The organism is Burkholderia catarinensis (assembly GCF_001883705.2).
GTDB classification, from domain to species: Bacteria; Pseudomonadota; Gammaproteobacteria; order Burkholderiales; family Burkholderiaceae; genus Burkholderia; species Burkholderia catarinensis.
In genome coordinates, this window is sequence record NZ_MDEQ02000034.1 from 20549 (window position 1) to 33071 (window position 12523).

Annotated in this window: 14 protein-coding genes; 6 read left to right on the forward strand and 8 right to left on the reverse strand. The window is 65.2% G+C overall.

Translation table 11 applies throughout. The annotated features are described in order from the left end of the window. The first annotated feature begins 290 nt into the window (after positions 1-290). Positions 291-1475, forward strand: a complete 1185-nt coding sequence (locus tag BFF94_RS33350; protein ID WP_128842022.1) for an acetylornithine transaminase — start codon at positions 291-293, stop codon at positions 1473-1475. A gap of 13 nt (positions 1476-1488) precedes the next feature. After that, positions 1489-1944: a GNAT family acetyltransferase gene (locus tag BFF94_RS33355; RefSeq protein ID WP_128842023.1), complete on the forward strand. Its 456-nt coding sequence runs from the start codon at positions 1489-1491 to the stop codon at positions 1942-1944. Between the two features lie 18 nt (positions 1945-1962). Here the strand turns inward: BFF94_RS33355 and BFF94_RS33360 are convergent, their stop codons facing one another. The 8 genes from BFF94_RS33360 to BFF94_RS33395 form a co-directional block, all read right to left on the reverse strand. After that, positions 1963-2634, reverse strand: coding sequence for a DUF2278 family protein (locus tag BFF94_RS33360; RefSeq protein ID WP_128842024.1), 672 nt, complete (start codon positions 2632-2634; stop codon positions 1963-1965). A 273-nt stretch (positions 2635-2907) separates the two neighbouring features. After that, positions 2908-3624 (reverse strand): ABC transporter ATP-binding protein, encoded by a 717-nt coding sequence (locus BFF94_RS33365; RefSeq protein ID WP_128842025.1) that lies wholly within the window; start codon positions 3622-3624, stop codon positions 2908-2910. Next, positions 3624-4400, reverse strand: a complete 777-nt coding sequence (locus BFF94_RS33370; protein ID WP_128842026.1) for an ABC transporter ATP-binding protein — start codon at positions 4398-4400, stop codon at positions 3624-3626. The genes BFF94_RS33365 and BFF94_RS33370 overlap by 1 nt, the downstream gene beginning before the upstream one ends. Before the next feature lie 23 nt (positions 4401-4423). Next, positions 4424-5590 (reverse strand): ABC transporter permease subunit, encoded by a 1167-nt coding sequence (locus BFF94_RS33375; protein WP_128842027.1) that lies wholly within the window; start codon positions 5588-5590, stop codon positions 4424-4426. Positions 5591-5609: 19 nt separating this feature from the next. Further along, on the reverse strand, positions 5610-6560 hold the full coding sequence (locus tag BFF94_RS33380) for a branched-chain amino acid ABC transporter permease (RefSeq protein WP_128842028.1): 951 nt from the start codon (positions 6558-6560) through the stop codon (positions 5610-5612). Positions 6561-6771: 211 nt separating this feature from the next. Further along, complete coding sequence (locus BFF94_RS33385; RefSeq protein WP_128842031.1) at positions 6772-7458, reverse strand: amino acid-binding protein; 687 nt, start codon at positions 7456-7458, stop codon at positions 6772-6774. A gap of 269 nt (positions 7459-7727) precedes the next feature. Then, the gene (gene ispH / locus BFF94_RS33390) at positions 7728-8708 is read right to left on the reverse strand and encodes a 4-hydroxy-3-methylbut-2-enyl diphosphate reductase (protein ID WP_128842029.1); all 981 of its coding nucleotides are present in this window, start codon (positions 8706-8708) and stop codon (positions 7728-7730) included. Positions 8709-8710: 2 nt separating this feature from the next. Then, positions 8711-9166, reverse strand: a complete 456-nt coding sequence (locus BFF94_RS33395) for an FKBP-type peptidyl-prolyl cis-trans isomerase (protein ID WP_128842030.1) — start codon at positions 9164-9166, stop codon at positions 8711-8713. A gap of 135 nt (positions 9167-9301) precedes the next feature. Here BFF94_RS33395 and radC point away from each other — a divergent pair, with 135 nt between their 5' ends. The 4 genes from radC (at position 9302) to nadB (ending at position 12481) form a co-directional block, all read left to right on the forward strand. Next, positions 9302-10075: a RadC family protein gene (radC, locus tag BFF94_RS33400; RefSeq protein WP_219140307.1), complete on the forward strand. Its 774-nt coding sequence runs from the start codon at positions 9302-9304 to the stop codon at positions 10073-10075. A 240-nt stretch (positions 10076-10315) separates the two neighbouring features. Continuing rightward, positions 10316-10549 carry a 50S ribosomal protein L28 gene (gene rpmB / locus BFF94_RS33405; protein ID WP_004186391.1) on the forward strand — a complete coding sequence of 78 codons (234 nt, stop codon included), beginning with the start codon at positions 10316-10318 and terminating at the stop codon, positions 10547-10549. A gap of 17 nt (positions 10550-10566) precedes the next feature. Beyond that, positions 10567-10734, forward strand: coding sequence for a 50S ribosomal protein L33 (gene rpmG, locus BFF94_RS33410; RefSeq protein WP_006478046.1), 168 nt, complete (start codon positions 10567-10569; stop codon positions 10732-10734). A gap of 160 nt (positions 10735-10894) precedes the next feature. Then, positions 10895-12481 (forward strand): L-aspartate oxidase, encoded by a 1587-nt coding sequence (gene nadB, locus BFF94_RS33415; RefSeq protein WP_128843350.1) that lies wholly within the window; start codon positions 10895-10897, stop codon positions 12479-12481. Positions 12482-12523: the final 42 nt, after the last annotated feature.

The following is a 12523-nucleotide window of genomic DNA, read 5'->3' on the forward strand; positions in this document are numbered from 1 at the left end:
CGCGCGCCCGCGTCCCGCGCTGCACGCCGTGATGTCATATCCGTGGCATCGCGGCGGTTTACAGTGGGGCGCGGGATGCCTTATGCTTGCGCACATGAACTGCTTCCTGTCCGCTCTCCGACGTCGCCGCTCGCCGCTCCGCCCGGATGCCGCAGGCTCGTCACGGACTCGCGCGTAACCCGCACCTCGCTTCACCGGTTACGCACAAGCTGTTCGAACTCACCAGCCACGGCCTTCCGTGGCTTTTTTATTGCCCGCTTCCCTTTCAACGCCCGCTGGAGTCTGCTGCCATGCCCCTGAACGATTATCCGATCGACTCGCTGATGTACATCACGAACCGCCCCGACATCGTGTTTACGCACGGCAAGGGTTCGTGGCTCTACGATCACACGGGCAAGCGCTATCTCGACTTCATCCAGGGCTGGGCCGTCAACAGCCTCGGCCACTGCAACGACGGCATCGTCGAAGCACTGAAGACGCAGGCCGAAAAGCTCCTGAACCCGTCGCCCGCGTTCTACAACGAACCGATGGCGAAGCTCGCGGGCCTGCTCACGCAGCACAGTGTGTTCGACAAGGTCTTCTTCACGAACAGCGGCGCGGAAGCGAACGAAGGCGCGATCAAGCTCGCGCGCAAGTGGGGCCGCAAGTTCCGCAACGGCGCGTACGAGATCATCACCTTCGACCACAGCTTCCACGGCCGCACGCTCGCGACGATGTCGGCAAGCGGCAAGCCTGGCTGGGACACGATCTACGCACCGCAGGTGCCGGGCTTCCCGAAAGCCGAGCTGAACGACATCAACTCGGTCGAGAAGCTGATCACCGACAAGACCGTCGCGGTGATGCTCGAGCCGATCCAGGGCGAAGGCGGTGTCATTCCGGCGACGCGTGAATTCATGCAGGCGCTGCGTGCACTGACGAAGCAGCACAACCTGTTGCTGATCGTCGACGAGGTGCAAAGCGGCTGCGGTCGCGCGGGCACGCTGTTCGCGTACGAACTCGCCGGCATCGAGCCGGACGTGATGACGCTCGCGAAGGGCATCGGGGGCGGCGCGCCGCTCGGCGCGCTGCTGTCGAAGGCCGATGTCGCGGTGTTCGAGGCCGGCGACCAGGGCGGCACGTACAACGGCAACCCGCTGATGACGGCGGTCGGCTATTCGGTGATCTCGCAACTCGTCGCGCCGGGCTTCCTCGAAGGCGTGCGCGCGCGCGGCGAATACCTGAAGCGCAAGCTGCTCGAACTGTCGGAGGAGCGCGGCTTCGAGGGCGAACGCGGCGAAGGCCTGCTGCGCGCGCTGCTGCTCGGCAAGGACATCGGCCCGCAGATCGTCGAGAAGGCGCGCGACATGCAGCCCGACGGCCTGCTGCTCAACGCCGCGCGGCCGAACCTGCTGCGCTTCATGCCCGCGCTGAACGTGACGACCGAAGAGATCGACCAGATGATGGCGATGCTGCGGTCGATCCTCGACACGCTGTAAGGAAACCGCCGCGATGGATGCCGCCGCCGATGCTGTCGCTATCCGCCCGTTCGAACGCACCGACACCGATGCCGTGCTCGCGGTATGGCGCGACGCGTTCCCGCAGTACGACGAAGCCGGTGCGCCGCCGCACCGTGATCCGCTGCGATCGATCGGGCTGAAGCTCGCAACGCAGCCGGAACTGTTCTTCGTCGCGACCAGCGGCGCGCGCGTCGTCGGCACGCTGATGGCGGGTTTCGACGGACATCGCGGCTGGCTCTATTCGTTCGGCGTCGCGAACGACGCGCGGCGGCTCGGCGTCGGCCGCGCGCTGATCGCGCACGCGGAAAGCGTGCTCGCCGCGCGCGGCTGCCTGAAGATCAACCTGCAGGTGCTGCCCGGCAACGACGACGCGTGCCGCTTCTATGCGGCACTCGGCTATCGCGTCGAGGAGCGCATCTCGTTCGGCAAGACGCTGCCGGCCGCGTGACGCCGCCGGCGCCCCCTATCAGCGCGTGATCGGCCCCGCGCCCGGCAGCGGATTGCCGAGCGCGTCGGTCGGCACGGCCTGCTGCTCGAACGCCGCGAAATACGCGGCCCACTGCGTATCGCTCACGCGGACGATCAGCGCGCCGTCCTGCCATACGTCGTTGTGGTCGTTATGATCGTCGCCCGCGCGATGCAGGTAGTTCGGGCCCGTCGAGCCCTGGTTCATGTGCGTGTCGTGGATCCCGTTGCCTTCCGTATAGGTGCGGCCGAACACGACGACGTCGAGGCCCTGCGACTGCGCGGCGCTGACGAGCCGCAGCAACGACGGAATCGGCTCCGGGTTCTCGGTGCCGTCCATGACCGCACTCGCGCGCCATGCGCCCGTCTCGTTCAGGATATCGCTGCGCAGGTAGTCGAGCGCGGGCAGCGCGGCCTGTCCCGTGAGGTCGGTGTAGCCTTCGGCCGCGGCCGCAAGCGTCTGCGTGACGGGATGGTGGAAATCGTAGACGAGCTTGTAGTTCAACAGGTCGTCCGCATCGCTGGTGCCGACATTGATCGCGACATCCCAGTCGCCCGCCGGCAGCGCCAGCGTCAGGTGGATGTGATACTGGATCTCGCTGCCGTGCGGCGAGCCCTTCAGCTTCGCCACCGATGTCACCTTCGCCTTCACGAAACCGTAATCCAGACTCATGCGTGTTCTCCGTGTCCCGATGGGCCGTCGATGCTACGCGGCCCGTGTGTCGGTTTGCCGGCGACCGGCATCGGGCGGCCGACCCTGCCGATCCCGCGCCGCATGCGCGGCGCAACTGTCGAATGGAGTCGACTTCGCGCGCACAGTTCGACTCGAATCGCACAACACGAAAAAAAAGGCTGTCACGGCATCCCGTGACAGCCTTTCGAAAGCCCTGGTGCGGCGCGCGCGGCCTGTGCCGTCGCGCGTCACCGGGCCTGCTCGTTCACTCGCTCATTCGCCCAGATACGCAGCCCGCACCTTCGGATCGTCGAGCATCTTCTTCGCATCGCCTTCCATCGTGACCGTGCCCGAGTCCATCACGTAGCCGCGATCGGCCGCCTGCAGCGCGAGGCGTGCGTTCTGCTCGACCAGCAGCACCGTGATGCCCTCCTTCGAGATCTCGCGCACCACTTCGAAGATCTTCTCGACCATGATCGGCGACAGGCCCATCGACGGCTCGTCGAGCAGCAGCAGCTTCGGCTTGGAGAGAATCGCGCGCGACATCGCCAGCATCTGCTGCTCGCCGCCCGACAGCGTGCCGGCCAGCTGCGTCGCACGCTCCTTCAGGCGCGGGAAGAAGCCGAACATCCGGTCGACGTCCTTCTTGATCTGCTCGTTGTCGTTGCGCAGGTACGCGCCCATCTGCATGTTCTCGATGATCGACATCCGCGCGAAGATCCCGCGGCCTTCCGGCACCATCGCGAGGCCGCGCTTGAGCAGTTCGTGCGACGGCACGCCCTTGATCGACTTGCCGTCGTATTCGATGTCACCCGCCGAATACGCCTTCAGGCCCGTGATCGCCTTCATCGTCGTGGTCTTGCCGGCACCGTTCGCGCCGATCAGCGTCACGAGCTCGCCCTGGCTGACTTCCATGTCAACGCCCTTGACGGCCTGGATGCCGCCGTAGTTGACCTGCAAGCCCTTGATTTTCAACATTGCCGCTGCCATCAGTGCACCCCTGCGCCGAGATATGCCTCAATCACCTTCGGATTCTTCTGCACGTCCTGCGGCAGACCCTCGGCGATCACCTTGCCGTAATCGAGCACCGTCATCCGGTTGCACAGCCCCATCACGAGCTTCACGTCGTGCTCGATCAGCAGGATCGTGCGGCCGTCCGAGCGGATCTTGTCGAGCAGGCGCGTGAGTTCGACCTTCTCGGTCGCGTTCATCCCGGCCGCCGGCTCGTCGAGCGCGAGCAGCTTCGGGTCGGTAGCGAGCGCGCGGGCGATTTCCAGCCGGCGCTGGTGGCCGTACGACAGGTTGCGCGACGTGTAGTCGGCATACTGCAGCACGCCGACGTATTCGAGCAGCTCGATCGCGCGCTCCTTGATCTCGCGCTCTTCCTTGCGCTCGGCCGGCGTCTGGAACACCGCGCCCAGCAGCCCGTGCTTGGTGCGCACGTGGCGGCCCACCATCACGTTCTCGAGTGCGGTCATCCCGCCGAACAGGCGGATGTTCTGGAACGTGCGCGCGATACCCGTCTTCGCGACCTGGTGCACCGCGGTCGGCTTGTATTCCGTGCCATCCAGCTTGAACTCGCCGGAGTCCGGCGTGTAGAGGCCCGTGATCACGTTGAAGAACGTCGTCTTGCCGGCGCCGTTCGGGCCGATCAGGCCGTAGATCTCGCCTTCGCGGATCTGCAGGCCGACGTCGGACAGTGCCTGCAGCCCGCCAAAGCGTTTGTTCACGCCCTGCACGGACAGTCGGATTTGCTTGTCGCTCATGTGGTTATCCCCTTGTCCGTTGGTTAGGCGCGCACCGGCTTCTTGGCACGCTTCGCCAGTTTCGCGATCTTGTCCTCATGCTTCGGCGCGGGCCACAGGCCTTCCGAGCGGTACAGCATGATGATCACCATCGCGAGGCCGTACAGCGCCTGACGGATCACTTCCGTATCGACGATGTCGTGACCAAACAGCGCGTGCTGCAGCGGGCTCATCGTCGAGCGCAGGAATTCCGGGAAGATCGCGAGCAGCACCGCGCCCAGGATCACGCCCGGGATATGGCCCATGCCGCCGAGCACCACGCATGCCAGCACCACGATCGATTCCCAGAACGTGAACGATTCCGGCGACACGAAGCCCTGGAACGAACCGAACATCGCACCCGACAGGCCACCGAACGACGCGCCCATCGCGAACGCGAGCAGCTTCACGTTGCGGGTATTGATGCCCATCGCCTTCGCCGCGATCTCGTCCTCGCGGATCGCCGCCCACGCGCGGCCGATACGCGAGTGCTGCAGGCGCGTACACACCCAGATCACCAGCAGCGAGCACAGCACGAACAGGTAGTAGTACAGGTAGACCGACGGCAGCTGGATCCCGAACAGCGAGTGCGTCTGCGCGAGGCTGAAATCCCCGACGTGCACCGGATCGATGCCCGTGATCCCCTTCGGGCCGTTGGTGATGTTCACCGGACGGTCGAGGTTGTTCATGAAGATCCGCACGATTTCACCGAAGCCGAGCGTGACGATCGCCAGGTAGTCGCCGCGCAGGCGCAGCGTCGGCGCGCCGAGCAGGATCCCGAAGGTGGCCGCCAGCGCCATGGCGACCGGCACGATGATGAAGAACGGGATGTGCAATCCGTTCGGCGCCAGCGCCGCGATCCACTCGAACTGCGAGCTCAGGTGCGGCGAGCTCAGGAGCGCCGCCGTGTACGCGCCCACCGCGTAGAACGCGATATAGCCCAGGTCCAGCAGGCCGGCGAAGCCGACCACCACGTTAAGGCCCAGCGCGAGCATCACGTACAGCATCGCGAAGTCGAGCACGCGGACCCAGTAGTTGCCGCCGGCCGAGCCGATGATGATCGGCGCCGCGATCACGAAGGCCGCGGTCAGGATGCCGATGATGACGGTCTTCGCGGTGTTGCGCTCTTCGACGAGCGACGTCGAGGATTCGATCGGTTGAATGGATGTCATGTTGTTTGCTCCCCTTCCGTTACGCGCGATCCGCGACACGTTCGCCCAGCAGGCCCGACGGTCGGAACACCAGCACGATGATCAGCACGATGAAGGCGAACACGTCCTGGTAGTTACTGCCGAATACGCCGCCCGTGAGGTTGCCGATGTAGCCCGCACCGAGCTGCTCGATCAGGCCGAGCAGCACGCCGCCGACCATCGCGCCGCCGAGGTTGCCGATCCCGCCGAGCACCGCGGCGGTGAACGCCTTCATGCCGGGGATGAAGCCCATGTAGAAGTGCACGTTGCCGTATTCGGACGCGATCATCACGCCGGCCAGCGCGGCAAGCGCGGAGCCGATCATGAACGTCGCGGAAATCACGAAGTTCGGGTTCACGCCCATCAGGCTTGCCGTATTCGGGCTTTCGGCGATCGCACGCATCGCGCGGCCGAGCTTGGTCTTGTGCACGAGCAGCAGCAGGCCTGCCATCACGATGAACGCCACCGCGATGATCACGATTTCAGTCACCGAGATCACGGCGCCGGGCGTCGTGTCGGTTGCCTTGATCACGTTGATCGGGTCGGTCGGCAGCAATTGCGGGAACGGCAGCGGGTTGCGCGACCAGATCATCATCGCGGCCGTCTGCAGCAGGATCGACACGCCGATCGCGGTGATCAGCGGCGCGAGGCGCGGCGCGCGGCGCAGCGGCCGGTACGCGACCCGCTCGATCGTGAAGCCGACGAACGCACAGACGACCGCGGCGATGCCAAGGCCGATCGTCAGCGTCGCCACGTTGCCGAGTCCGGGAAAATGGTTCTGCAGCACGGTGATGGCCGACAAGGCGACCATCGCGCCGATCATCAGCACGTCGCCGTGCGCGAAGTTGATGATGCCGAGAATGCCGTACACCATCGTGTAGCCCAACGCGATGATGGCGTAGACACTGCCGAGCACCAGCCCGTTGAGAACCTGCTGGACGAAAATATCCATTTGAAGCTCCTTGGCCCGTGCTGCCGGAGGACGTTGCGCCCCGCGGGTAAGCGAGGAATCGCGCCTTCTCGGCGACACTGCGGGTACTAGTCGATACCGGTAAGGGTGGATCGTCCCGGCGCGCGCCGCCCGGCCTGTACGGCCGAACCTGCCGCCGGAGCGGATACAAAAACGGCACCGCACTGTTCCGGTGCCGTCATGAGTCCCGTCGCTAAATCGTCACGACATCGAGGACGGTGTTCGTGGCCTCCTTGAAGTCGTGGGGCAGCATGCCGAGACGGCCATCGTCCGGTTGCCCGGCATCCGTGCCTTTTTCCGTCCGGTGCGAGGCAAGCCCCGCACCCGGGCAGATCGGATTCCGTGCCGCGTCGCCTCGCAAGACACCGCGAAAGCGTTGCCCGACATTCGTCAGGACTGCATCGGAATCCATCGTACGAACCAGCCCGCGCGCCGCGACTCCACCGCTCGCGGCAACACGCTGTTTCGTCGAATCGAAATGAAAGGGGGCCGGTGACATCGGCACGCTGCCCGCATCGCCGCACACACGCGGCGCCGTGACCGGCATCCGTCGAGCGGCGCGCGCGGTCGCTGTCGCGCCACGATCGGCGGCTTGTTGCATGGCAACCTGCGTACCCGCTACCTGACCGTTCGTCAGGCCAAGCGCGTTGATTTCCTCGATCGTCAAACGTGCCCCGTTTTCCTTGTCCTTGCCCAATTGCGCGATACGGCATACCGATGACGCCGCCTCACCGGTTCCGGCGGCGCGCACGCCGCTGGCCGGCGGTGCCGCGAACACCGCAGCCTCCCAGCCCGCCCCGCCGTCGCTCTTTTTGCTGCAACCGGCAAGCATTGCAACCGGTGCGGCGACGGACACGGCGTAAGCCAACTTCACATGCATTGAATGGTCTCCCGCGCCTTGCCAAAATCCGATTTCAAAGCCATTCCGGCTTGAAAACGGGCGCATTGTAACTCCATTTATAGGACGCCAATAATCCTGATTCGATGGGGTTTTCCTGCATTGCAACCAATTTTGAGAGACAGTTAGGAACACGCGGGGCAACCTGGTTGCACCGCGAATCCGCATAATGGTTGCGATCGCGATTTCGACGGACAAAAAAAAGCGCGCCGGGAGGCGCGCTTCGGTGTTCCGCAGGTGCGATGCGTCAATCAGGCAGCAGGCGGCAGGTTCAACCCGCGCGGCAGCGGAAACGACACGTTTTCCTCGATGCCGTCGAGCGCGCGAACGTTGCGCACGCCGAGCTCGCGCAGCCGCGCGATCACGGCCTGGGCGAGCACTTCGGGCGCCGACGCGCCGGCCGTCACGCCGATGCGGCGCTTGCCTGCGACCCATGCCGGATCGATCTGGTCGGGCGCATCGACCATGTACGCGGCCACGCCGCGCTTCTCGGCCACTTCGCGCAGGCGGCTCGAATTCGAGCTGTTCGGGCTGCCGACGACGATCACGACGTCGCACTGCGGCGCCATGAACTTCACCGCGTCCTGGCGGTTCTGCGTCGCGTAGCAGATGTCCTGCTTCTTCGGCTCGCGGATCTTCGGATACTTCGCCTTCAGCGCCGCGATGATCTCGGCCGCGTCATCGACGGACAGCGTCGTCTGCGTGACGAGCGCGATGCGCTCGGGATCGGCGAGCACGAGCTTCTGCACGTCTTCGACGCTCTCGACGAGATGCATGCCGCGCTCGACCTGCCCCATCGTGCCTTCGACTTCGGGATGGCCCTTGTGCCCAATCATGACGATGTCGACGCCGTCCTGGCGCATCTTCGCCACCTCGACGTGCACCTTCGTGACGAGCGGGCAGGTTGCGTCGTAAATGCGCAGCCCGCGCACGTCGGCCTCGTCGCGCACGGCCTTCGATACCCCATGCGCGCTGAAGATCACGGTGTTGCCGGCCGGTACTTCCTCGAGTTCCTCGACGAAGATCGCGCCTTTCTTCTTCAGATCCTCGACCACGTACTTGTTGTGGACGATCTCGTGACGGACGTAGATCGGCGCACCGTGCATCGCGATTGCACGCTCGACGATCTCGATCGCGCGGTCGACGCCCGCGCAGAAACCGCGCGGCTGGGCCAGCAGGATTTCGGCATCGGCGGCGACGGTCTGCCCGGACAGCGTATCGGTGGTACTCATGATTACAGGATTCCGATGATTTTCACTTCGAACGTGAGCGCCTGGCCCGCGAGCGGATGATTGAAGTCGAACAGCGCCGAGGTCTCGCCGACCTCCTTCAGCACCCCCGCGTAACGGCCGCCGTCCGGCGCGTTGAACTCGATCAGTTCGCCCGGCGTGAAATCGTCGCCGACCATCCCGTTCTCGCGCAGCGTCGACAGCGTCACGCGCTGGAGCATGTCGGGATTACGGGGGCCGAACCCCTGTTCGGGCGCTAGCTGAAAAGTCGAGTGGTCACCGACCCTGAGCCCGATCAGAATCTGTTCCAGCGAGGGCGCCAGTTGCCCCGCGCCAAGCAGCAGCGTGGCCGGCTTGTCGGAGAAGGTGTTGACGATGTCGGCGCCGTCGGCCAGCGCCAACCGGTAATGCAACGTGACGTGGGAACCGGGCTTCACTTCGGATAGATCGATGAGGCTCATGAATTACTCGTTCAGTCGGCGCCCGAAACGGCCGAAAGGCCCGGCGCAAAGCCAATATTGTAAGTCACCTGAGCGCGCAAGGCGGAAAGTGCGACGACGTCGCGCACACTGCCCGCCGCCAATGGAGTTTCGACCATGCTGTCACCCTGCCTCACCCCGCCGCCGGCCGAATGCCGCGACACCGCCGATGCGCCGGCCGATCCGGCGGGCCGCGCGCGCCCGTCCGGGCGGCGCAAACGCCGTCCGGGCAACTGGCGGCCCGAGCGGCCGCGAGAGCGGTTGCTGGAGCGCGGACCGGCCGCGCTGACCGACGACGAACTGATCGCGCTGCTGCTCGGCACCGGCCAACCCGGGCACGACGTCTTCGTCACCGCGCGCGCCTTGGTCAAGCAGTTCGACACGTTGCGCGGGCTGCTCGAGGCGACCACCGACGATTTCGAGGCGCACCCCGGCATCGGCCCTGCGCGCTCCGCGCGGCTGATCGCGGTCACCGAGATCGCGCGGCGCGTGCTGAAGGAGAAAGCGCGCGAGCGCAAGCAGATCGATTCGCCCGGCGCGGTCGAGGATTATCTGCGGCTGAAGATCGGCGCGCGCCAGCAAGAAGTGTTCGCCGCAGTCTACCTCGACGCGCGCCACTGCCTGATCGACACGGAGGAAATCACGCGCGGCTCGCTGACACGCATGGCCGTCTATCCGCGCGAGATCGTGCGCCGTGCGATGGCGCAGAACGCCGCGGCGCTGATCGTCGCGCACAACCATCCGTCGGGCGCGGTGCAGCCGAGCGCGGAAGACCGCCGCCTGACCCGCGCGCTGCGCGACGCCCTGCTGCTCGTCGATGTGCAGCTGCTCGATCACATCGTCGTCGGCACCAGCGACACTTTTTCGTTCGCGCGTGCCGGTTGGCTATAGACTGTGCCCCGGCGGCCCGCCCCAGGGCGCCGTAACGACGAAGCGAAATTAGGTTTGATTTTCCTGAACTTTTTCTGCTAGAATCGTCGTCTGTATTTTTTCCAACCACCAGTTCTAGCCATCGAAGGGCCTTGTCTGTAAGGGCTACGGCGTTCTGAGTGCAGCCATGGATCACGTGGCAGTGCGATGGAACCTTCACCGGCGATCGAACCCCGAATTTAGCGTATTAGGAGTGCTCTCATGGCACGCGTATGCCAAGTAACTGGGAAAGCGCCGATGAGCGGCAACAACGTTTCCCACGCCAACAACAAGACGAAGCGCCGCTTCCTGCCGAACCTGCAAAACCGCCGGTTCTGGGTAGAGAGCGAAAACCGCTGGGTGCGCCTGCGCGTCTCGAACGCCGGCCTGCGCCTGATCGACAAGAACGGCATCGATTCCGTGCTCGCTGACCTGCGCGCACGCGGCGAAGCCTAAGCCCAAGGAGCATAATCATGGCAAAAGGCGCACGCGACAAGATCAAGCTCGAGTCGACCGCTGGTACGGGTCATTTCTACACGACCACGAAGAACAAGCGCAACATGCCGGAAAAGATGGCGATCAAGAAGTTCGATCCCGTCGTCCGCAAGCATGTGGAATACAAAGAAACCAAGATCAAGTAATCTCCGGTTTCTGCCAGCCTGACGGCGAATGAAAAGCCCCGCACATGCGGGGCTTTTTGTTTTGCGCGCACGTGCGAGCCCAACGCGGTATGCTCTCCCCTTTCCGCGGCCACGGTCGACGGAACGCATAAGATTAAAAGCGTAACGATGGAGATGCAGCATGAAATTCGACGTGGCGATCGTCGGCAGCGGCCTGGCAGGGCTGTCGGTCGCACTCAACCTGGCCAGCACCCGACGTGTCGCGCTGATCGCGAAACGTTCGATGATGGAGGGCGCAAGCGATAACGCACAGGGTGGCATCGCGGCCGTCCTCGACTCGGCGGACAGCATCGAGAACCACGTCGACGACACGCTGGTCGCCGGCGGCGGCCTGTGCGACGTAGGCGCAACGCGCTACATCGTCGAGCACGGCCGCGAAGCGATCGAATGGCTGATCTCGCAAGGCGTGCCGTTCACGAAGGACGACGCGGCGGAACTCGGCTTCCACCTGACGCGCGAAGGCGGCCACAGCCACCGCCGGATCATCCACGCAGCCGACGCGACCGGCCATGCCGTGCTCGCGACGCTGTCGGAGCGCGCGCGCCAGCATCCGAACATCACGTTCTTCGAAAACCACCATGCGATCGACCTGATCACGTCGGACCGGCTCGGCCTGCCCGGCCGCCGCTGTCACGGCCTGTATGCGCTCGACGTCGACAACGACCGCACGATCACGATCGAGGCGCCGCATACGGTGCTCGCAACGGGTGGCGCCGGCAAGGTCTACCTGTACACGACGAACCCCGACACGGCGACCGGCGACGGCATCGCGATGGCGTGGCGCGCGGGCTGTCGCGTGTCGAACATGGAATTCATCCAGTTCCATCCGACCTGCCTGTTCCATCCGTATGCGAAGTCGTTCCTGATTTCGGAGGCCGTGCGCGGCGAAGGCGGCCTGCTGAAGCTGCCCGACGGCACGCGCTTCATGCCCGCGCACGATCCGCGCGCCGAGCTCGCGCCGCGCGACATCGTCGCGCGCGCGATCGACTTCGAGATCAAGAAGCGCGGGATCGACTGCGTGTATCTCGACATCAGCCATCAACCGGAAGCGTTCCTGCGCGAACACTTCCCGACGATCCACGCGCGCTGCCTCGAATTCGGCATCGACATCGCGAAAGAACCGATTCCCGTCGTGCCGGCCGCGCACTACACGTGCGGCGGCGTCGTGACCGATCTCGCCGGGCGCACCGATCTGGCGGGCCTGTATGCGGTCGGCGAAACGTCGTACACGGGGCTGCACGGCGCGAACCGGCTCGCGAGCAACTCGCTGCTCGAATGTCTCGTGATCGGCCGCGCAGCGGCCGAGGCGATCGAGGCAGCAGGCTTCGATGCCGAAACGCCGGCCACGCTCCCCGCGTGGGACGAAAGCCGCGTGTCGGATGCGGACGAGGAAGTCGTCGTCGCGCACAACTGGGACGAGTTGCGCCGCCTGATGTGGAACTACGTCGGCATCGTGCGCACCGACAAGCGCCTCGAGCGCGCCAAGCACCGGCTGTCGCTGCTGCGCGACGAGATCCACGAGTATTACGCGAACTTCCGCGTGACGCGCGACCTGCTCGAACTGCGCAACCTCGTCGACGTGGCGACGTTGATCGTGAAGAGCGCGCACTCGCGCCGCGAAAGCCGCGGGCTGCACTACAGCCGCGACTGGCCGCACACGCTGCCGAAGGCGCTGCCCAGCGTGCTCACGCCGCGCGCGCGCCGCTGAACGGCGCGCCCTTCCCGGCTGCGGCCGCCGCACAGGAAAAAA